Annotated in this window: 1 protein-coding gene; it reads left to right on the forward strand. The window is 73.2% G+C overall.

Annotation, left to right across the window (positions count from 1 at the left end; genetic code table 11):
* Positions 1 to 24,357 carry a type I polyketide synthase gene (locus ABZ562_RS06805; protein ID WP_361474952.1) on the forward strand — a complete coding sequence of 8,119 codons (24,357 nt, stop codon included), beginning with the start codon at positions 1 to 3 and terminating at the stop codon, positions 24,355 to 24,357.
* Positions 24,358 to 24,392: the final 35 nt, after the last annotated feature.

A 24,392-nucleotide genomic window follows, 5' to 3' on the forward strand; every position in this document is an offset into this window, starting at 1 on the left:
GTGGATTTCACGCACGAGCACACCGAAAAGCGGGGGAGCGGCCCCGGCGAGGCCTCCAGCGGCCCCGACGGAGCCTCCAACGGCCTTGACGGAGCGTCCCCGTGGCGGGCGCGGCTCTCCGAACTGCCCGAGGCCGAGCGCGCCGACGCCCTCACCGAGTGGGTCGCCGAGGTCATCTCCCAGGCCCTCAAGGACAAGGCGCCCGAGGTCCTCGACCCCCAGCGCCCCTTCCTCGACCTGGGCTTCGACTCCCTCGCCACCGTCGACCTGCACGCCCGGCTGACCGCCGCCACCGGACTGCGCCTGCCCGTCACCCTCGCCTTCGACCACCCCACCCCCGCCGACCTCGCCCGCCAGCTGCGGACCGAACTCCTCGGGGCGGACGCCGCGGACGGCCTGCCTTCCGCCGCGACGGACCGCGGCCCCATAGCCGACGACGAGCCCATCGCCATCATCGGAATGAGCTGCCGATTTCCCGGCGCGATCGGCTCACCCGAAGAGCTGTGGGATATCGTCGCAGGCGGAAAAGACGTCATCTCCGAATTCCCGGTGAGCCGGGGCTGGGATCTCGACGGGCTTTACGACCCCGACCCGGACAAGGCGGGCAGCAGCTATGCCCGCGAGGGCGGATTCCTGCACGACGCCGATGAGTTCGATCCGGCGTTCTTCGGAATTTCGCCGCGCGAGGCCCTGGCGATGGACCCGCAGCAGCGGCTGCTGCTGGAGACCTCCTGGGAGGCGTTCGAGCGGGCGGGCATCGACCCCGCGGCCCTGCGCGGCGGCCGGGCCGGGGTGTTCGTCGGCGCCGAACAGCAGGACTACGGCCCCCGGCTGCACGAGGCCGAACAGGGCTTCGAGGGCTACCTCGTCACCGGCAACGCCGCGAGCGTCGCCTCCGGCCGCATCGCCTACACCTTCGGCTTCGAGGGCCCCACCGTCACCGTCGACACCGCGTGTTCCGGCTCGCTGGTGGCGCTCCACCTCGCCGTCCAGGCCCTCCGCAGCGGGGAATGCCCGCTCGCCCTCGCGGGCGGCGTCGCCGTCATGGCCAACCCCGGCTCGTTCATCGCCTTCAGCCGCCAGCGCGGCCTGGCCCCCGACGGCCGCTGCAAGCCGTTCGCCGCCGCCGCCGACGGCACCGCCTGGGGCGAGGGCGTCGGCATGCTGCTCGTGGAGCGGCTGTCCGACGCGCGCCGCAACGGCCACCGCGTCCTCGCCGTCGTCCGCTCCACCGCCATCAACCAGGACGGCGCCAGCAACGGCCTCACCGCCCCCAGCGGCCCCGCCCAGCAGCGCGTCATCCGCCGGGCCCTCGCCGGCGCCGGACTCTCACCCGCCGACGTGGACGCCGTGGAGGCGCACGGTACGGGCACCACGCTCGGCGACCCCATCGAGGCCCAGGCGCTGCTCGCCACCTACGGGCAGGAGCGGCCGGAGGGCCGGCCCCTGTGGCTCGGCTCGCTCAAGTCGAACATCGGCCACACCCAGTCCGCGGCCGGTGTCGGCGGCGTCATCAAGATGGTCATGGCGATGCGCCACGGCGTACTGCCGCGCAGCCTGCACATCGACCAGCCCACCCCGCACGTCGACTGGGCCGCGGGCGACATCGAACTCCTCACACAGGCACGGGAATGGCCGGAGACCGGCCGCCCGCGCCGCGCGGGCGTGTCGTCGTTCGGCATGAGCGGCACCAACGCACACGCCATCATCGAGCAGCCGCCCGCCGCCGACGAGGACGCCGAGGAGGCGGCCGGGGACCCCGCCCCCGCCGTACTGCCCTGGATCCTGTCGGCCAAGACCACCGACGCCCTCCGCGCCCAGGCCGAACGGCTCCTGCACCACCTGGAGGCCCACCCCGGCCTCGCCCTCACCGACATCGGCCACTCCCTGGCCACCACCCGCGCCACCTTCGAACAGCGCGCCGTGCTCCTCGCCGACGGCCGCGACGGCGCCCTCGCCGCGCTGCGCACCCTCGCCGAGGGCGGCGAGGCCCCGTCCGTCGTCCGGGGCGCCCCCGCCGCCGGAAAGCTCGCCCTGCTGTTCACCGGCCAGGGCAGCCAGCGCCTCGGCATGGGCCGCGAGCTGTACGCCACGTACCCCGTCTTCGCCGAAGCCCTCGACGACGCCTGCTGGTACCTCGAAGAGCAGCTGGAACACCCGCTGCTCGACGTGCTCTTCGCCGAGGAGGGCTCGCCCGGGGCGGTCCTGCTCGACCGCACCGACTACACCCAGCCCGCCCTGTTCGCCGTCGAGGTCGCCCTCTACCGCCTCGTCGAATCCTGGGGACTGCGCCCCGACCTGCTCGCCGGACACTCGATCGGCGAGATCGCCGCCGCCCATGTGGCGGGGGTGTTCTCCCTGGAGGACGCCGCCGCGCTCGTGGCGGCGCGTGGGCGGCTCATGCGGGAGCTTGCGGCCGGTGGCGCGATGGTCGCGGTGCAGGCGTCCGAGGACGAGGTGCTGCCGCTGCTCACCGAGCGGATCGGCATCGCCGCCGTGAACGGGCCCACGTCGGTGGTGATCTCGGGTGACGAGGATGCCGCTGTCGAGATCGCCGCTTCGTTCGAGGCGCAGGGCCGGAAGACCAAGCGGCTGACGGTCAGCCACGCCTTCCACTCCCCGCTCATGGACGGCATGCTCGGCGAGTTCCGGCGCGTCGCCCAGGTGCTGGAGTACGCGCCGCCGCGCATCCCCGTCGTCTCCACCGTCACCGGGCGGCCCGCCACCGCCGACGAACTGTGCTCGCCCGAATACTGGGTACGTCACGTCCGCGACGCGGTGCGCTTCCTCGACGCCGTCCACACCCTGGCCGACAAGGGCGCCACCACCTTCCTGGAACTCGGCCCCGACGCCGTGCTCACCGCCATGGCCCAGGACTGCCTGACCGACGCCGAGAGCGCTCGGTACGCGCCCGTGCTGCGCGCCTCCCGCCCGGAGGGCGAAACCCTTACCGCGGCCGTGGCGCTGGCGTACGTACGCGGCAAGAAGGCCGACTGGGCCGCCCCGTACGCCGGCACCGGCGCCCGCACCGTCGACCTCCCCACGTACGCCTTCCAGCGCCAGAGCTACTGGCTCAACGCCCCCGCCGCTTCGGGTGGTGCAGCTGATGTGGCTGATGTGGCTGATGGGCGGTTCTGGGATGTGGTGGAGCGTGGGGATGTTGCTGCGCTGGCTGCGGAGTTGGAGGTGGATCCGGGGCTGTCGTTGGGTGAGGTGTTGCCGGCGTTGTCGTCGTGGCGGCGGCAGGAGTCTGAGCGTGCGACGGCGGCTGGTTGGCGTTATGGGGTGTCGTGGCGGCCGGTGACGGATCGGTCGGCTGGGGTGTCGGGTGGTTGTTGGTTGGTGGTGGTTCCGGCTGGTGGGGCTGGGGGTGTGTGGTCCGCGGGTGTGGTGCGGATGTTGGTTGAGCGTGGTGTGGAGGTGCGTCAGGTCGAGCTGGGTGTCGGGGATGGCCGGGCGGCGATGGCTGAGCGGCTGCGGGTGGCGGTTGGTGATGTGGCGGTGACGGGTGTGTTCTCGCTGCTGGCTCTTGGGGGCGGTGACGGGGGTTTGCTGGGTACGGCTGTGTTGGTGCAGGCGTTGGGTGATGCGGGTGTGGGTGCGCGGTTGTGGGTGGCGTCTCGTGGTGGGGTGTCGGTGGGGCGTTCGGATGGTGGGGTGGTTCCGGGTCAGGCGTTGGTGTGGGGTCTGGGTCGGGTGGCGGCGTTGGAGTTGCCGGAGCGGTGGGGTGGGTTGGTTGATCTGCCGGAGTCGGTGGATGAGCGTGTGTTGGCGCGGTTGGCGGGGGTGTTGGCCGGGGTTGGTGGTGAGGATCAGGTTGCGGTGCGTGGGTCGGGGGTCTTCGGGCGTCGGCTCGTACGGGCATCGGTCCAGGCGTCGTCGGGTGAGGGTTGGCGGCCGGGTGCGGGTTCGGTGCTGGTGACGGGTGGTACGGGTGTGTTGGGTGCGCGGGTGGCGCGTTGGCTGGTGGCGAATGGTGCTGAGCATGTGGTGCTGAGCAGTCGTCGTGGTCTGGGTGCTCCGGGTGCGGTGGAGCTGCGGGATGAGCTGTGCGCGTCGGGTGCGCGGGTGACGGTCGCCGCGTGTGATGTGGCTGATCGGGTTGCGTTGGGGGAGTTGCTGGCGTCGGTGCCGGACCTGACCGGTGTTATCCACACGGCCGGCGTGCTGGACGACGGCGTACTGGACTCGCTCACCCCCGAGCGGTTCGCCTCGGTGCTCCGCGCGAAGGTCGACGCGGCGGCGCATCTGGACGATCTGACGCGTGACCTGGACCTTTCCGCGTTCGTCCTCTTCTCCTCGATCGCCGGATCGGTCGGCGCGGCCGGTCAGGGCAATTACGCGGCGGCCAACGCCTACCTGGACGCGCTGGCCGAGCGGCGGCGTGCCGAGGGGCTGGCCGCTACGTCGATCGCGTGGGGTCCGTGGGCTGATGGTGGCATGGCGGCCGACGAGGCGCTGGAGCGGCGTATGCGCCGCGAGGGCATGCTGCCGATGGCGCCCGAGCTGGCGCTGACCGCGCTGCAGCAGGCGCTCGACCACGACGACACGGCCGTGACCGTCGCGGACATCGACTGGGACCGCTTCGTCGGCACCCTCACCGCCGTACGGCCGAGCCCGCTGATCGCCGACCTGCCGGAGATCGCCGCGCCGCGGTCCGCGACGGGTCCGGACACCGGGCGTGTGATCACCGATGCCGACGCCGCGTCCCCTCTGGCGGAGCGGCTGAAGGGGCTTCCGCGGGCCGAGCAGGACCGCGTGCTGCTGGAGCTGGTCCGTACGCACGTCGCGGCGGTGCTGGGGCACGGCGGGGCCGAGGCGGTCGAGGCGGGGCGGGCGTTCAAGGAGCTGGGCTTCGACTCGCTCGCCGCCGTGGAGCTGCGCAACCGGCTCGGTGCCGCGACCGGTCTGCGGCTGCCCGCCACGCTCATCTACGACTACCCGTCGTCGGCCGCCCTGGCCGAGCATCTGCACACGGAGCTGATCGGCGCCCAGTCCGCCATCGTCCAGGGTGGCGATGTCGCTGGGACCGTCGAGGACGATCCGATCGCGATCGTGGCGATGAGCTGCCGTTTCCCGGGTGGGGTGCGGACGCCGGAGGAGCTGTGGCAGCTGCTCACGGCGGGCGGGGACGCGATCTCGGAGTTCCCGGCGGACCGTGGCTGGGACCTGGCCGGGCTGTACGACCCGGATCCGGACCGTCAGGGCACCTCGTACACGCGCGAGGGCGGCTTCCTCTACGACGTGGCCGATTTCGACGCCTCGTTCTTCGGTATTTCGCCGCGTGAGGCGCTGGCGATGGATCCGCAGCAGCGGTTGCTGCTGGAGACGTCGTGGGAGGCGTTCGAGCGGGCGGGCATCGACCCGGCGGCGCTGCGCGGCAGCCGCACCGGTGTCTTCGCGGGGACCAACGGCCAGGACTACGCCGGGCTCGTTTCCACCCCGCCCGAGGGGCTTGAGGGGCACCTGGGCACGGGCAACGCGGCGAGTGTGGTGTCCGGTCGGATCTCGTACACCTTCGGGCTCGAGGGCCCGGCGGTCACGGTCGACACGGCGTGCTCGTCGTCGCTGGTCGCCCTGCACATGGCCGTGCAGGCGCTGCGGAGCGGTGAGTGCTCGATGGCGCTCGCCGGTGGTGTCACGGTGATGTCCACGCCGGAGGCGTTCGTCGACTTCAGCCGTCAGCGCGGGCTGGCGGCGGATGGGCGGATCAAGGCGTTCGCGGCCGGTGCGGATGGCACCGGTTGGGGTGAGGGCGTCGGCATGCTGCTGGTGGAGCGGCTGTCGGACGCGCGCCGCAACGGCCACCCGGTGCTGGCGGTGGTGCGGGGTTCTGCGATCAACCAGGACGGTGCGTCGAATGGTCTGACGGCACCCAACGGTCCGTCGCAGCAGCGGGTGATCCGCCAGGCGCTGGCCGGTGCTGGCCTGTCTGCCGCTGAGGTGGATGTGGTGGAGGCGCACGGTACGGGGACGACGCTGGGTGACCCGATCGAGGCGCAGGCGCTGCTGGCCACGTACGGGCAGGAGCGGGACGCGGACCGGCCGCTGTGGCTGGGGTCCATCAAGTCCAACATCGGTCACACGCAGGCGGCTGCTGGTGTCGCGGGTGTGATGAAGATGGTGCTGGCGATGCGTCATGGGGTGTTGCCGCGGACGCTGCATGTGGATGAGCCGTCGCCGCATGTGGACTGGTCGGCGGGCGCGGTCGCGCTGCTGAGCGAGACGCGGGAGTGGCCGGAGACGGGCCGCCCGCGCCGCGCGGGTGTGTCGTCGTTCGGGCTCAGTGGCACCAACGCGCACACCATCATCGAGCAGGCCCCCGCCATCGAGGCCCCGGACACGGTGTCCGAGCCGCGTGCGCTGGAGACGCTTCCGTGGCTGCTGTCGGCGAAGGACGCGCAGGCGCTGCGCGCCCAGGCCGCCCAGCTGGCCGCCCACCTCCGGGCCCGTCCCGAGCTGAGCACGGCCGACCTCGCCTTCTCGCTCGCCACCAGCCGCACGGCGCTGGAGCAGCGCGCGGCGCTCGTCACCGCCGACCGCGAGGAATTCCTCGCGCGCCTGGATGCTCTGGCGCGGGGTGAGTCCGCGCCGGGCCTGGTCGAGGGCTTGGCGACCGAGGGCAAGGTGGCGTTCCTGTTCACGGGGCAGGGGAGTCAGCGGCTGGGGATGGGGCGTGAGTTGTATGACGCCTACCCGGTGTTCGCGGATGCGCTGGATGAGGTGTGTGCGCATCTGGATCTGCACCTTGAGCGGCCGTTGCGGGATGTGCTGTTCGGGGATGACGCGGCGGTTCTGGATCAGACGGCGTTCACTCAGCCTGCGTTGTTCGCGGTAGAGGTGGCCCTGTTCCGGCTGGTCGAGGCGTGGGGTGTGAGGCCGGACTTCCTGTCGGGGCATTCGATTGGTGAGTTGGCCGCCGCGCATGTGGCGGGTGTGTTGTCGTTGGCGGATGCGGCGAAGTTGGTGGTGGCGCGTGGGCGGTTGATGCAGGAGCTTCCGGCCGGTGGCGCGATGGTCGCGGTGCAGGCGTCGGAGGACGAGGTGGCGCCGCTGCTGACGGAGCGGGTGAGCATTGCCGCGCTGAACGGCCCGACGTCGGTGGTCATCGCGGGCGATGAGGACGTTGCTGTTGAGATCGCGGCTTCGCTCGAGGCGCAGGGTCGTAACGTCAAGCGGCTCGCGGTGAGCCATGCGTTCCACTCGCCGCGCATGGACGGGATGCTGGAGGCGTTCCGTGAGGTCGCCGAGGGGCTGTCGTACGAGGCCCCGACGATCCCGATCGTGTCCAACCTGACTGGCGCCGTGGTGTCCGCCGAGGAGATCACGACCGCCGACTTCTGGGTGCGGCATGTCCGCGAGGCCGTGCGTTTCCTCGATGGTGTGCGGGTGCTGGAGGGCCAGGGGGTCACCACGTACGTCGAGCTGGGCCCGGACGGTGTGCTCACCGCCATGGCACAGGACTGTCTTCTCGACAGCGACGCCGCCCTCTGCACCCCCGCTCTGCGCAGGGGGCGTGCCGAGTGCGAGTCGGTGACCACCGCCCTCGCCCGGCTGCATGTCGGGGGCGTGGCACCGGACTGGGCGGCCTACTTCGCGGGCACCGGTGCCCGCAGGGTCGAGTTGCCGACGTATGCCTTCCAGCGCGAGCGGTTCTGGCTGGAGGAGGCGCCGACCGCCCCCGCCGCTTCGGGTGGTGCGGCTGATGTGGCTGATGGGCGGTTCTGGGATGTGGTGGAGCGTGGGGATGTTGCTGCGCTGGCTGCGGAGTTGGAGGTGGATCCGGGGCTGTCGTTGGGTGAGGTGTTGCCGGCGTTGTCGTGGTGGCGGCGGCAGGAGTCTGTGCGTTCGGTGGTGGCTGGTTGGCGTTATGGGGTGTCGTGGCGGCCGGTGAGGGACCGGTCGGCTGGGGTGTCGGGTGGTTGTTGGTTGGTGGTGGTTCCGGCTGGTGGGGCTGGGGGTGTGTGGTCCGCGGGTGTGGTGCGGATGTTGGTTGAGCGTGGTGTGGAGGTGCGTCAGGTCGAGCTGGGTGTTGGGGATGGCCGGGCGGCGATGGCTGAGCGGCTGCGGGTGGCGGTTGGTGATGTGGCGGTGACGGGTGTGGTGTCGCTGTTGGCTCTTGGGGGCGGTGACGGGGGTTTGTTGGGTACGGCTGTGTTGGTGCAGGCGTTGGGTGATGCGGGTGTGGGTGCGCGGTTGTGGGTGGGGACGCGTGGTGGGGTGTCGGTGGGGCGTTCGGATGGTGGGGTGGTTCCGGGTCAGGCGTTGGTGTGGGGTCTGGGTCGGGTGGCGGCGTTGGAGTTGCCGGAGCGGTGGGGTGGGTTGGTTGATCTGCCGGAGTCGGTGGATGAGCGTGTGTTGGCGCGGTTGGCGGGGGTGTTGGCCGGGGTTGGTGGTGAGGATCAGGTTGCGGTGCGTGGGTCGGGGGTCTTCGGGCGTCGGCTGGTACGGGCGTCTGCGTCCGCGTCGTCGGGTGAGGGTTGGCGGCCGGGTGCGGGTTCGGTGCTGGTGACGGGTGGTACGGGTGTGTTGGGTGCGCGGGTGGCGCGTTGGTTGGTGGCGAATGGTGCTGAGCATGTGGTGTTGAGCAGTCGTCGTGGTCTGGGTGCTCCGGGTGCGGTGGAGCTGCGGGATGAGCTGTGCGCGTCGGGTGCGCGGGTGACGGTCGCCGCGTGTGATGTGGCTGATCGGGTTGCGTTGGGGGAGTTGCTGGCGTCGGTGCCGGACCTGACCGGTGTTATCCACACGGCCGGCGTCCTGGACGACGGACTTGTGGACGGGCTGGACGCCGAGCGCATGGAGCGTGTGCTGCGTGCCAAGGCCGCGTCCGCGCAGAACCTCCACGAGCTGACCCGCGACCTGGACCTCTCGGTATTCGTCCTCTACTCCTCCCTCGCCGGGTCGGTGGGCGCAGCCGGTCAGGGTAACTACGCGGCGGCCAACGCTTACCTGGACGCGCTCGCCGAGCAGCGCCGGGCCGTGGGGCTGCCCGCTACGTCGATCGCGTGGGGTCCGTGGGCCGATGGTGGCATGGCGGCCGACGAGGCGCTGGAGCGGCGTATGCGCCGCGAGGGCATGCTGCCGATGGCGCCCGAGCTGGCGCTGACCGCGCTGCAGCAGGCGCTCGACCACGACGACACGGCCGTGACCGTCGCGGACATCGACTGGGAACGTTTCCTCGCGGAGTTCACCGCCGTACGGCCCAGCGCGCTGTTCGCCGAGCTGTCCGAGGCGCGGCCCGCCCCGGGTGCCGCCAATGCCACACCGCGCCCGGCGTCGGCAGGCACCGGCACGCTGGCGGAACGGCTGTCGGGCCTGACGGGAACCGAGCGTGCCCAGACGGTGCTGGAGCTGGTCCGTACGCAGGTCGCGGCGGTGCTGGGGCACGGCGGGGCCGAATCGGTCGAGGCAGGACGCGCCTTCAAGGAGCTGGGCTTCGACTCGCTCACCGCCGTCGAACTCCGCAACCGGCTGAACGTGGCGACAGGTCTACGGCTGCCCGCCACGCTCATCTACGACTACCCGAACGCCACCGCCCTGGCCGACCACCTGCGGACGGAACTGCTGGGCGCCGAGGCGACGGCGACCGGCGGCACCGCCACGCCGCAGCTCGCGGTGGCCGACGATCCGATCGCGATCGTGGCGATGAGCTGCCGTTTCCCGGGTGGGGTGCGGACGCCGGAGGAGCTGTGGCAGCTGCTCACGGCGGGCGGGGACGCGATCTCGGAGTTCCCGGCGGACCGTGGCTGGGACCTGGCGGGACTGTACGACCCGGATCCGGACCGTCAGGGCACCTCGTACACGCGCGAGGGCGGCTTCCTCTACGACGTCGCGGACTTCGACCCGGCCTTCTTCGGTATTTCGCCGCGTGAGGCGCTGGCGATGGATCCGCAGCAGCGGTTGCTGCTGGAGACGTCGTGGGAGGCGTTCGAGCGGGCGGGCATCGACCCGACCGCGCTGCGCGGTCAGCAGGTCGGTGTCTTCGCCGGTACCAACGGACAGGACTATCTGTCGCTGCTGATGGCGATGCCCGAGGGGCTTGAGGGCCACGTGGGCACGGGCAATGCGGCGAGCGTGGTGTCCGGGCGGATCTCGTACACCTTCGGGCTCGAGGGCCCGGCGGTCACGGTCGACACGGCGTGCTCGTCGTCGCTGGTCGCGCTGCATCTGGCGGCGCAGGCGCTGCGTCAGGGCGAATGCTCGATGGCGCTGGCGGGCGGCGTCACGGTGATGTCCACCCCGGAGAACTTCATCGACTTCAGCCGTCAGCGCGGGCTTGCCGCTGACGGTCGTATCAAGGCGTTCGCGGCCGGTGCGGATGGCACCGGCTGGGGTGAGGGCGTCGGCATGCTGCTGGTGGAGCGGCTGTCGGACGCGCGCCGCAACGGCCACCCCGTCCTCGCCACCGTGCGCGGCTCGGCCGTCAACCAGGACGGTGCGTCGAATGGTCTGACCGCGCCGAACGGGCCGTCGCAGCAGCGGGTCATTCGCCAGGCGCTGACCAGCGCCGGACTGTCCGCCGCCGAGGTGGATGTGGTGGAGGCACACGGTACGGGGACGACGCTGGGCGACCCGATCGAGGCGCAGGCACTCCTGGCCACGTACGGGCAGGAGCGGGACGCGGACCGGCCGCTGTGGCTGGGGTCCATCAAATCCAACATCGGGCACACGCAGGCGGCTGCTGGTGTCGCGGGTGTGATGAAGATGGTGCTGGCGATGCGTCATGGAGTGTTGCCGCGGACGCTGCATGTGGATGAGCCGTCGCCGCATGTGGACTGGTCGGCGGGCGCGGTCGCGCTGCTGAGCGAGACGCGGGAGTGGCCGGAGACGGACCGCCCGCGCCGGGCCGCAGTGTCCTCGTTCGGCATCAGCGGCACCAACGCGCACACCATCATCGAGCAGGCCCCGGCGGTTGCGCCCGCCGCCACGCCGGATGACGCGCCCGGCGGTGTGGTGTCGGTTCCGCTGTCCGCCAAGAACCCCGAAGCGCTGCGGGAGCAGGCCGCGCGGCTGCGCGCCTACGTCGACACGCGCCCCGACGCGGCGCCGCTCGCCGTCGCCCACGCGCTGGCCGTCGGCCGCGCCGCCCTGGAGCGGCGTGCGGTGCTGACCGTCAACGGCCGCGATGAGCTGCTGCGGACGCTGGATGCTCTGGCACGGGGCGAGTCCGCGCCCGGCCTGGTCGAGGGTTCGGTGGCCGAGGGCAAGGTGGCGTTCCTGTTCACGGGACAGGGGAGTCAGCGGCTGGGGATGGGGCGTGAGTTGTATGACGTCTATCCGGTGTTCGCGGATGCGCTGGATGAGGTGTGTGCGCATCTGGATCTGCACCTTGAGCGGCCGTTGCGGGATGTGCTGTTCGGGGATGACGCGGCGGTGCTGGATCAGACGGGGTTCACGCAGCCTGCGTTGTTCGCGGTTGAGGTGGCGTTGTTCCGGCTGGTCGAGGCGTGGGGTGTGAGGCCGGACTTCCTGTCGGGGCATTCGATTGGTGAGTTGGCCGCCGCGCATGTGGCGGGTGTGTTGTCGCTGGCGGATGCGGCGAAGTTGGTGGTGGCGCGTGGGCGGTTGATGCAGGAGCTTCCGGCCGGTGGCGCGATGGTCGCCCTCCAAGCCGCCGAGGGCGAGGTGGCGCCGCTGCTCACCGAGCGGGTGAGCATTGCCGCGCTGAATGGCCCGTCGTCGGTGGTCATCGCGGGTGACGAGGACGCTGCTGTCGAGATCGCGGCTTCGTTCGAGGCGCAGGGGCGGAAGACCAAGCGGCTCGCGGTCAGCCACGCGTTCCACTCGCCGCGCATGGACGGGATGCTGGACGCGTTCCGCGAGGTCGCGCAGGGGCTGACGTACGAGGCCCCGCGCATCCCCATCGTGTCCAACCTGACCGGTGCCGTCGTCTCCGCCGAGGAGATCGCGACCCCTGACTTCTGGGTGCGCCACGTCCGCGACGCCGTCCGCTTCCTGGATGGCGTACGCACGCTCGAAGCCCAGGGCGTCACCACCTACGTCGAGCTGGGCCCCGACGGCGTGCTCACGGCCATGGCCCAGGAGTGCGTGACCGGCGATGACGCCGCGTTCGTCTCGGCGCTGCGCAAGGACCGCCCCGAGGCCGAGGCGCTGACCACCGCGGCCGCCCGCGCGTACGTCCGGGGCGTGCCGCTGGCCTGGGACGCCGTCCTCGGCGGAACGGGCGCGGCCCGCATCGAGCCCGCCGAGCTGCCGACGTACCCCTTCCAGCGCCAGCGCTACTGGCCCAGCGCCGCGGCCCTGGCGGCGGGCGACCCCGAGTCCATCGGGCTGGGGGACATCGACCATCCGCTGCTGGGCGCCGCCGTGGCGCTCGCGGATGCCGATGGCCTGCTGCTCACCGGCGTACTGTCCACGCGCACCCACCCCTGGCTGGCCGATCACGCCGTCATGGGCACGGTGCTGCTGCCCGGTACGGCCTTCGTGGAGCTGGCGAGTGCCGCCGGTGCGCAGGTCGGTTGCGAGCGGCTGGACGAACTGACCCTGGAAGCCCCGCTCGTGCTGCCGGAGCACACCGGGGTGCGGGTGCAGCTCGTCGTGGACGGGCCGGACGAGTCCGGCGCCCGCGCGTTCAGTCTTCACTCCCGCAGGCAGGACGCGCTCGGCACCGAGCCGTGGACGCGCCACGCCACCGGTGTGCTGACGGTCGGCACCCGGACCACCGCGCCCGACGAGCTGGCCGCGTGGCCGCCGCAGGGCGCCACGCCCCTCGCGGTCGACGGACTGTACGCGGACCTGGCCGGGGCGGGGCTCGGGTACGGGCCGGTGTTCCAGGGGCTCAGGGGCGCGTGGCGGCTCGGCGGCGACCTGTACGCCGATGTCGCGCTCCCCGAGGACACCGTGCTCACGGCGGGCGCCGAAGCCGGGCGCTTCGGGCTGCATCCGGCGCTGCTCGACGCCGCGTTGCACGTCATCGGCCTCGACAGCGCCGACCGGGAGGCGGCGCCGGCCGAGGGCGCGCTGCTGCCGTTCGCGTGGAACGGCGTCCAGCTGCACGCGGCCGGGGCGGATGTGCTCCGGGTGCGGGTGACCGAGCAGTCGCGGGACACCGTCTCACTGCTGGTGGCCGACGGTACGGGGCGGCCGGTCGCCACCGTCGAGTCCGTGGCGCTGCGGGCCGCATCCGTCGACCAGGTGCGCGCGGCATCGGGCGGGCTGCACGAATCGCTGTTCCGGCTGGACTGGACGGCGGTCCCGGCGCCCGCGACGGGCACGGGCACGGACACGGGCGGCTGGGCGCTGCTGGGCACCAATCCCATCCCGGAGGACACGTTCGGCGTGCGGTTCGCCGCGTACCGCGACCTCGCGGCGCTGCGTCAGGCCGTCGACGCGGGGGCGCCCGCGCCCAGCACTGTGCTCATCGGTGGTCAGGGTGACGGCGTCGACGCCGCCGCCGTGCACACCGCCACCCAGGACATGCTGGCCCTGCTCCAGTCGTGGCTGTCCGACGAGCGGTTCACCGAGTCGCGGCTCGTGCTGCTGACGCGGGGCGCGGTGGAGACCGAGCCGGGGACGGGCGTCGCGCACCTGCCGCAGGCCGCCGTGCGCGGACTGTTCCGCTCCGCGCAGTCGGAGAACCCGGCCCGCCTGGTGCTGCTCGACGTGGACGGCCGGGAGGACTCGTACCGTACGGTGCCCGCCGCGCTGGCCCTGGACGAGCCCGAGGTGGCGCTGCGCGGGGGAGTGGCGTACGCGCCACGGCTGTCCCGGACGCCGGTCGCCGACGGCAACGACGCCGCGGGCCCGTCCTTCGGCGGGCACGGCACCGTGCTGCTCACCGGCGCCTCCGGCACCCTCGGTGGCCTCTTCGCCCGCCACCTCGTCGCCGCCCACGGCGTACGCCACCTGCTGCTGGTCAGCCGCCGTGGCGCCGACGCCGACGGCGCCGACGCGCTGACCGCCGAACTGACGGCGGCCGGTGCCACCGTGACCTGGGCGGCCTGCGACGTGGCCGACCGCGAAGCGCTCGCCGCGACGCTGGCCACGATCCCGGCCGAGCGTCCGCTGACCGCCGTGGTGCACACGGCGGGAGTCCTGGACGACGGGATCATCGGTTCGCTGACGCCCGAGCGCGTCGCCAACGTCCTGCGCCCCAAGGTGGACGCAGCGCTCAACCTGCACGAGCTGACCCGTGGACACGACCTGTCGGCCTTCGTGCTGTTCTCCGGCGCCGCCGCCGTGTTCGGCGCGCCGGGGCAGGCGAGCTACGCCGCCGCCAACTCCTTCCTGGAGGCCCTTGCCCAGCACCGCGCCGCCCAGGGGCTTCCCGCCACCGCGCTGGCCTGGGGACTGTGGTCCGGCGCGGGCATGGGCAGCGAGCTGGACGACGTCGACCTGCGCCGCATTTCGCGCGGTGGCGTCGCCCCGATAGCCGCCGACGAGGGGCTTGCGCTCTTCGACGCGGCGCACGCGGCACACGCGAACGGTACGGCCGTGCTGTTCCCGATGCGGCTCGACTACGCCGGGCTGCGCACCGAGGCCACCGCGACCGGCACCGTACCGGCCCTGTTCCGTGGCCTGATGCGGGCCCCGGTGCGGCGGGCCGCCACCTCTGCCGCCACCGCCGACGGTTCCACGCTCGTACGGCGCCTGGCCGGGCTCGCGCGGCCCGAACAGGACCGTGAGCTGCTGGAGTTGGTGTGCGGTCGGGTCGCCGCCGTGCTCGGGCACGGCGGGGCCGATGCGATCGAACCGGGGCGGGCGTTCAAGGAGCTGGGCTTCGACTCGCTCACCGCCGTCGAACTCCGTAACGACCTCAAGACCGTGACCGGACTGCGCCTCCCGGCCACGCTCGTCTTCGACTACCCGACCCCGACCGCCCTCGCCGGCTATCTGCGCGACGAACTGCTGGGCGCCGAGGAATCCGTGGCACCCGCCGCCACCGGCGGCACGGGCGTGGCGCCCGCGGTGCACGACGATCCGATCGTCATCGTCGGCATGAGCTGCCGCTACCCGGGCGGTGTGAGCACGCCCGAGCAGCTGTGGGATCTCGTCGCCGCGGGTGGCGACGGCATCTCCGGCTTCCCCGTCGACCGCGGCTGGGACCTGGACGGCCTGTACCACCCGGACCCCGACCACGCGGGCACCTCGTACACCCGCGAGGGCGGCTTCCTGCACGACGCCGCCGACTTCGACCCGGCGTTCTTCGGGATCTCGCCGCGTGAGGCCCTGGCGATGGACCCGCAGCAGCGACTGCTGCTGGAGACGTCGTGGGAGGCGTTCGAGCGGGCGGGCATCGACCCGTCGACCGTGCGCGGCAGCCGGACCGGCGTGTTCGCGGGCGTCATGTACCACGACTACGTCACCGGCCTGGACGGCATCCCGGAGGGTGTCGAGGGCTACGTCGGCACCGGCAACGCGGGCAGCATCGCCTCGGGCCGGGTCGCCTACACCTTCGGGCTCGAGGGCCCGGCCGTCACGGTCGACACCGCGTGCTCGTCGTCGCTGGTCGCGCTGCACTGGGCGATCCAGGCGCTGCGCGCGGGGGAGTGCACCATGGCCCTCGCCGGCGGTGTGGCGATCATGGCCACTCCCGAGACGTTCGTGGACTTCAGCCGTCAGCGCGGGCTGGCCACCGACGGCCGCTGCAAGTCGTTCGCGGCGGGCGCGGACGGTACGGGCTGGGCCGAGGGCGCGGGCATGCTGCTCGTGGAGCGGCTGTCCGACGCGCGCCGCAACGGCCACCCCGTGATGGCGGTGGTGCGGGGTTCCGCCATCAACCAGGACGGCGCGTCCAATGGTCTGACGGCGCCGAACGGCCCGTCGCAGCAGCGTGTCATCCGCCAGGCGCTCAGCAGCGCCCGGCTCACCACCGCCGATGTCGACGTGGTGGAGGCGCACGGCACGGGGACGACGCTGGGCGACCCGATCGAGGCACAGGCGCTGCTGGCCACGTACGGCCGCGAGCGGGACGCGGAGCGGCCGCTGTGGCTGGGGTCCATCAAGTCCAACATCGGGCACACGCAGGCCGCCGCCGGTGTCGCGGGCATCATCAAGATGGTGATGGCCATGCGGCACGGTGTGCTGCCGCAGACCCTCCACGTCGACGCGCCGTCCCCGAACGTCGACTGGACGGAGGGTGCGGTCTCGCTGCTCACGGAGGCGCGGGAGTGGCCCGAGCCGGGCCGTCCGCGCCGGGCGGGTGTGTCGTCGTTCGGCATCAGCGGCACCAACGCGCACACCATCATCGAGCAGGCACCTGTCTTCGAGCCCGAGGCGATCGAGGCGCCCGTAGCGGACAGCCCCGGCGGTGTGCTGCCGTGGCCGCTGTCGGCCATGGGCCAGGAGGCACTGCGCGACCAGGCCCGCCGCCTGCGCGACCGGCTGAGCGTCGCCGACGAGACGGACCTCGCCGACATCGGCTACACCCTGGCCACCGGGCGTACCGCCTTCGAGGACCGCGCGGTGCTGGTGGCGCGCGACCGCGAGGGCTTCCTGCGCGGTCTGACGGCGCTGGCCGCCGGTGAACCGGCCGCGGGCGTGGTCCAGGGCTCGCCGGTCGCCGGGAAGCTCGCCTTCCTGTTCACGGGCCAGGGCAGCCAGCGGCTGGGGATGGGGCGTGAGCTGTATGACGCCTACCCGGTGTTCGCGGAGGCGCTGGACACGGTGTGCGACGCGCTGGACCAGCACCTCGAAACACCGCTGAAGTCGGTGCTGTTCGGGGCTGACGCCTCGGTGCTCGACCGGACCGGTTACACCCAGCCTGCGTTGTTCGCGGTCGAGGTGGCGCTGTTCCGGCTGGTCGAGGCGTGGGGTGTGCGTCCGGACTTCCTCTCGGGCCATTCGATCGGTGAGCTGGCCGCCGCGCATGTGGCGGGTGTGCTGTCGCTCGCGGACGCGGCGAAGTTGGTGGCGGCGCGTGGGCGTCTGATGCAGGAGCTTCCGGCCGGTGGCGCGATGATCGCCGTCCAGGCAGCCGAGGACGAGGTGGCGCCGCTGCTCACCGAGCACGTCAGCATCGCCGCCCTCAACGGGCCCACCTCCGTGGTCATCGCGGGTGATGAGGACGCCGCCGTGCAGATCGCGAACGTTTTCGAGGCGCAGGGCGTCAAGACCAAGCGGCTCGCGGTCAGCCACGCGTTCCACTCGCCGCGCATGGACGGGATGCTGGAGGCGTTCCGTGAGGTCGCGCAGGGGCTGTCGTACGAGGCCCCGCGCATCCCGATCGTGTCGAACCTGACCGGTGCCGTCGTCTCCGCCGAGGAGATCGCGGCGCCTGACTTCTGGGTGCGCCACGTCCGCGAGGCCGTCCGTTTCCTCGACGGCATCCGCACGCTCGAAGCCCAGGGCGTCACCACGTACCTCGAACTCGGCCCCGACGGCGTGCTCTCCGGCATGGGGCAGGACTGCCTCATCGAGGGCGACACCGCCGCCTTCCTCTCCGCCCTGCGCGGCGGCCGCGCCGAGCCCGAGACGCTGACCGGCGCCCTCGCCGGGGTGCGGGTGCGTCAGAGCGCGCCCGACTGGGCGGCGTTCTACGCCGGGACCGGCGCGCGGCGCGTGGAGCTTCCGACGTACGCCTTCCAGCGCCGCCGCTACTGGCTGGACATCACGACGCCCACCGCCACACCCCAGGACACGGTGGACGCCCGCTTCTGGGAGGCCGTGGAGCGGGAAGACCTCGATGCGCTCGCCGCCACCCTCGACCTGGGCGGCGAGGACAACGGGGCGCTGGAGGCGCTGCTGCCCGCGCTGTCGTCGTGGCGGCGGCAGCAGGCGGAGCGTTCGGCCGTGGACGGCTGGCGCTACCGGGTGTCGTGGAAGCCGGTGTCCGACCGTTCCACCGCCGCGCCGCTCAGCGGCCGTTGGCTGGTGGTCACCCCGGCGGAGACGACCGGCGAGCCCGTCTGGGCCACCGCTCTCGTACGGATGCTGACCGACCGCGGCGTGGAGGTGACGCAGGTCGAGCTGACCGCCGACGCCGACCGTGCCGCGGTCGCCACACACCTCACCTCGGCGGTCGGCGACGACGCCGTGGCCGGTGTGGTGTCCCTGCTGGCCCTCGCCGAGGGCGACAGCCTCCTGCGGACGGCCGCGCTGACGCAGGCCCTGGGCGACGCGGGCATCGGCGCGCCGCTGTGGGTGGCCACGCGGGGCGCGGTGGCCGTGGGGCGTTCGGACGGGGCGGTCGGCCCGGACCAGGCGCAGCTGTGGGGGCTGGGCCTGGTGGCGGCGCTGGAGCTGCCCGAGCGCTGGGGCGGTCTGGTCGACCTTCCCGGTGCGCCCGATGAGCGTGCGGTGGCGCGGCTGGCGGAGGTGCTGGCCGGGGCCGGTGGCGAGGACCAGGTCGCGGTGCGTGCGTCGGGTGTGTTCGGGCGCCGTCTCGTACGGGCCTCGGCGCCCGCGTCGTCCGGTGGCTCCTGGCGGCCGGGCGCGGGATCCGTCCTGGTCACGGGCGGTACGGGCGCCCTGGGCGCACGGGTGGCGCGCTGGCTGGTGGCGAACGGCGCCGAGCATGTGGTGCTCACCAGCCGCCGTGGCCCGGACGCCCCCGGCGCCGCCGAGCTGCGCGACGAACTCACCGCTTCCGGCGCCCGCGTGACGGTGGCCGCCTGCGACGCGGCCGACCGGGACGCGCTCGCGCGGCTGCTGGCCGGGCTCCCGGAGGAGCTGCCGCTGACCGGCGTCTTCCACACGGCGGGCGTGCTGGATGACGGCGTACTCGACGCGCTCACTCCCGAGCGTTTCACGGCCGTACTGCGCGCCAAGGTGACCGCCGCGGCGCATCTGGACGAGCTGACGCGCGAGCTGGACCTGTCGGCGTTCGTACTGTTCTCCTCGATCAGCGGCACGTTCGGCGCTGCGGGCCAGGCCAACTACGCGGCCGCCAACGCGTCCCTGGACGCGCTCGCCGAGCGGCGCCGCGCCGAGGGCCTGCCCGCCACGTCGATCGCCTGGGGCCCGTGGGCCGAGGGCGGCATGGTGGCGGACGACGCGCTGGAGCAGCGGCTGCGCCATGGCGGGCTGCCGCCGATGGACGCCGGGCGGGCGATGGCCGCCCTGCAGCGGGTGCTGGACCTGGACGACGCGGCGGTGGCCGTCGCGGACATCGACTGGGCCCGGTTCGCAACGGACTTCACCGCCGTACGGCCGAGCCGCCTCATCGCCGACGTGGCCGACGTGGCGGAGGTGGCGGAGCCGCGACGGGACACCTCTGACGCCTCGTCGCTCGCCGCGCGGCTGGCCGGGCTGGGCGAGGCAGACCGGGACCGGCTGCTGCTGGACCTGGTCCGTACGCAGGTGGCCGCGGTCCTCGGCCACGACGGCACCGAATCGGTGGGCGCCGACCGGGCCTTCGGGGAGCTGGGCTTCGACTCGCTCACGGCCGTCGAGCTGCGCAACCGGCTCGGCGCGGCGAGCGGCGTCAAGCTGCCCGCGACCCTGGTCTTCGACTACCCGACGGCCACCGCGCTGGCGGGTTATCTGCGGGCCGAACTCGTGGCCTCCGAGGCCGTCGCCACCGAATCCGCACCGGTCGGCATGGCTTCGGTCGACGACGATCCGATCGCGATCGTCGCGATGAGCTGCCGTTTCCCGGGCGGTGTCACCACCCCCGAGGAGCTGTGGCAGCTGCTGACGGCGGGCGGGGACGCGATCGCCGGGTTCCCGGCGGACCGGGGCTGGGACCTGGACGCGCTGTACGACCCGGACCCCGACAAGCGGGGCACCTTCTACGCCCGCGAGGGTGGCTTCCTGTACGACGCGGGACGGTTCGACGCCGCGTTCTTCGGGATCTCGCCGCGTGAGGCGCTGGCCATGGACCCGCAGCAGCGGCTGCTGCTGGAGACCTCCTGGGAGGCCTTCGAGCGGGCGGGCATCGACCCGGCGACACTGCGCGGCACCTCGGCCGGTGTCTTCGTCGGATCCAACGGTCAGGACTACGACGCCTCCCTGCACACCGTCCCGGAGGGCGTCGAGGGCTACCTCGGCACGGGCAACGCGGCGAGCGTGGTGTCCGGCCGGCTCGCCTACACCTTCGGTCTGGAGGGCCCGGCGGTCACCGTCGACACGGCCTGCTCCTCCTCGCTGGTGGCGCTGCACTGGGCGATCCAGGCGCTGCGGCAGGGCGAGTGTTCGCTCGCGCTCGCGGGCGGGGTGACGGTCATGTCGAGCCCCGGCGCGTACATCGAGTTCAGCCGTCAGCGCGGGCTGGCCGCCGACGGCCGCTGCAAGGCGTTCGCGGCCGGTGCGGACGGCACCGGCTGGGGCGAGGGCGTCGGCATGCTGCTCGTCGAGCGGCTGTCGGACGCGCGCCGCAACGGCCACCCGGTGCTCGCCGTCGTCCGGGGTTCCGCGATCAACCAGGACGGTGCGAGCAACGGTCTGACGGCCCCCAACGGCCCCGCCCAGCAGCGGGTCATCCGCCAGGCGCTGGCCGGTGCGGGCCTGTCGGCCGCCGAGGTGGACGCCGTCGAGGCGCATGGCACCGGCACCCGGCTCGGCGACCCGATCGAGGCGCAGGCGCTGCTGGCCACGTACGGGCAGGAGCGGGACCCGGACCGGCCGCTGTGGCTGGGCGCCATCAAGTCCAACATCGGCCACACCCAGGCCGCGGCCGGTGTCGCGGGCATCATCAAGATGGTGATGGCCATGCGCCACGGGGTGCTGCCGCGGACCCTGCACGTGGACGAGCCGTCGCCGCACGTCGACTGGTCGGCGGGTGCGGTGTCACTGCTGACGGAGCAGACGCGGTGGCCGGAGACCGGCCGTCCGCGCCGGGCGGGCGTGTCCTCGTTCGGCTTCAGCGGCACCAACGCCCACACGGTGCTGGAGCAGGCCCCGGAGCACGACGAGGCGGCCGAAGGCGCGGCGCGGCGTCCCGTCGTACGGCCGGAGCAGCTCGCCTGGCCGCTGTCGGCCAAATCCACCGACGCCCTGCGCGACCAGGCCGAGCGGCTGCGCGCCCACGTCGCCGCCGACCCGGCGCTCGACGCCGTGGACGTGGCGTACTCGCTGGCCACCACCAGGTCCGCGCTCGAACACCGCGCGGTGGTCCTCGGCCCCGACCGGGACCGGCTGCTCGCGGGCCTCGCGGCCCTCGCGCGCGGCGAGTCGGCCGCGCAGCTGGTCCAGGGTTCGCCCGCCGAAGGCCGTACGGCCGTGCTCTTCACCGGGCAGGGCAGCCAGCGGCTCGGCATGGGACGTGAGCTGTACGAGGCCAGCCCGGTGTTCGCCGAGGCGCTGGACGCGGTCTGCGCCGAACTGGACCGGCACCTCGAACGGCCGCTGTACGACGTGCTGTTCGGCGCCGACAAGGAGCTGCTGGACCGGACGGCCTTCACCCAGCCCGCCCTGTTCGCGGTCGAGGTGGCACTGTTCCGGCTGGCCGAGGCCGCCGGGCTGCGGCCCGATGTCCTCGCCGGGCACTCCATCGGCGAGCTGGCCGCCGCCCATGTGGCGGGCGTGCTGTCGCTCGCGGACGCCGCGAAGCTGGTGGCCGCCCGTGGCCGTCTGATGCAGGAGCTTCCGGCCGGTGGCGCGATGATCGCGGTGCAGGCCACGGAGGACGAGGTGGCGCCGCTGCTCACCGACGGCGTCAGCATCGCCGCCGTGAACGGCCCCACATCGGTGGTCGTCGCGGGCGACGAGGACGCGGCTCTGGACATCGCTGCGTCCTTCGAGGCGCAGGGTCGTAAGACGAAGCGGCTCGCGGTCAGCCACGCCTTCCACTCCCCGCACATGGACGGCATGCTCGCCGGTTTCCGCAAGGTCGCCGAGGGCCTCACGTACAGCGCTCCGCGCATCCCGGTCCTCTCGACCGTCACCGGGCGGCCGGTGACCGACGAGCTGGGCATGGGATCCGACTACTGGGTGCGCCACGTACGCCACTGCGTCCGCTTCCTCGACGGCGTCCGCGCCCTGGAGGCCCAGGGCGTCACCACATACGTCGAACTCGGCCCGGACGGTGTGCTGTCCGCCATGGCGCAGGACTGTGTCACCGACGACGGCGCCGATGATGTGGCCTTCGTACCCGTGCTGCGCGGCGGGCGCCCCGAGACGGAAACCCTGGCCGGCGCCCTCGCCGCCCTGCACGTCCGGGGCGTGGCGCTGGACTGGGAGGCGCTGTTCGCCGGGACCGGCGCGCACCGCGTCGACCTGCCCACGTACGCGTTCCAGCGGCGCCACTACTGGCTCGACGGCGCCGCGCGGAACACGCCCGGCACGACCACCGACGCGGCCGGTGCCCGCTTCTGGGACGCGGTCGAGAGCGACGACCTCGCCTCGCTGGCGGACACCCTGCGCCTCGATGTGGACCAGCCGCTGAGCGCGCTGCTCCCGGCCCTGTCCGCGTGGCGGCGCCGCGAGCGCGAGCAGTCCGCGATCGAGGGCTGGCGCTACCGCGTCACCTGGAAGCCGCTGGAAGAGCCGCGTCTCGCCGCGGCCCCCGGGGTGTGGCTGGTCGCCGAACCGGACGGCCACGCCGCCACCGTACGGACCCTGCTCGACGCGCTGGCCGAACGGGGCGCCGACATCCGGCGGATCAGCATGGCCAGTGGCGCGGACCTCGACCGGGACGCGCTCGCCGACCGCGTCCGCCGGGCCGCGGCCGGTGCCCCCGTCCACGGCGTGCTGTCCCTGCTCGCCCTGGACGAGCACCCGCACCCCGAACACGGCGCCGCGCTCACCGGGCTGCTGCGCACCGGCGTGCTGGTGCAGGCCCTCGGCGACGCGGGCGTGGACGCCCCGCTGTGGTGCGCCACGACCGGCGCGGTGTCCACCGCAGCCTCCGAGCCCCCGCGCAGCACCGCACAGGCGCAGGTGTGGGGCCTGGGACGGGTGGTCGCCCTGGAGCACCCCGAGCGCTGGGGCGGCCTGGTCGACCTGCCCGCGACCCTCGACGAACGCACCGCCGACCGTCTCGCGGGCGTGCTCGGCGGACACGGCAGCGAGGCCCACGAGGACCAGTTCGCGATCCGTACGGCCGGAGTGCTGGCCCGCAGGCTCGCCCACGCGGAGTCCGTCACGGGGCATGCCGAGCCGTGGCGGCCCCGTGGCACGGTGCTGGTCACCGGCGGCACCGGGGCGCTGGGCGCGCACGTCGCCCGCTGGCTGGCTACGAGCGGCGCCGACCACCTCGTGCTGGCCGGACGCCGCGGACCGCAGGCCCCCGGCGCCGACCAGCTGACGGCCGAACTGACCGCGCTGGGCGCCGAGGTGACCGTCGCCGCCTGCGATGTCACCGACCGGGAGGCGCTGGCCGTGCTGCTGGATCGCATCCGGGACGAACACCCCGGCCACCCGCTCACCGCCGTCGTGCACACCGCGGGCGCCGGGCAGTTCGCGCCGCTCGCGGACACCACACCGGCCGATGTCGCCGACGTGGTCGCCGCGAAGGTCGCGGGCGCCACCCACCTGGACGCGCTGCTCGGCGACACCGACCTCGACGCGTTCGTGCTCTTCTCCTCCATCGCCGGGGTGTGGGGCAGCGGTGGCCAGGGCGCGTACGCCGCGGCCAACGCCCACCTGGACGCGCTCGCCGAACAGCGCCGCGCCCGTGGCGCCGCCGCCACCTCCGTGGCCTGGGGCCCGTGGGCGGACGGCGGGCTCGTCGCCGACGACGAGGCGGCCGAGCAGCTGCGCCGCCGCGGACTGCCGGTCATGGCCCCGCGGTCCGCCATCGCCGCCCTCCAGCAGGCGCTGGAGCGGGGTGAGACCACGATCGCCGTCGCCGACGTCGACTGGGACCGCTTCGCCCCCGCCTTCACCGCGGCCCGCCCCCGTCCGCTCATCGCCGACCTGCCCGAGGTCCGCAACGCCCTCGCCGCGACGGACCCCGCTGAGGACGGCCCGGCCGACGACCCGGCGGAGGCGCTGCGGGAGCGGCTGGCGGGGCTCACCGGCCCCGAGGCCGACCGCGTGCTGCTCGACCTCGTACGCACGGAGGTCGCCGCCGTCCTCGGACACGACGACACCACGGCCATCGAGGCGGGCCGGGCGTTCAAGGAGCTGGGCTTCGACTCCCTCACCGCCGTCGAACTCCGCAACCGGCTGGGCGCCGCGACCGGGCTCCGGCTCACCGCCACCCTGGTCTTCGACCACCCCACGCCCAGCGTGCTCGCCGACCAGCTGCGCGCCGACCTCCTCGGCGAGGACACCACCCCGGAACTCCCGGCCCTCGCGGAAATCGACAAGCTGGAATTCACCCTCTCCCACGTTCCCGACGACAAGGCGGAACGCGAGCGGGTCACGGCGCGACTCGAAGCGCTGCTGCGGACATGGCACGAGACGGAGAACGAGGCGGCCGCGGACGGTACCGACGACGATGACCTCGATATCGAATCCGCCTCGGCCGAAGACATCTTCGACCTCATCAACAATGAATTCGGAAGGTCCTGACGTGATGACCGCTCACATTTCCACTGACCTCAGGA

Origin of the sequence: Streptomyces sp. NPDC019937, from assembly GCF_040631655.1 — a bacterium.
Lineage (GTDB): Bacteria > Actinomycetota > Actinomycetes > Streptomycetales > Streptomycetaceae > Streptomyces.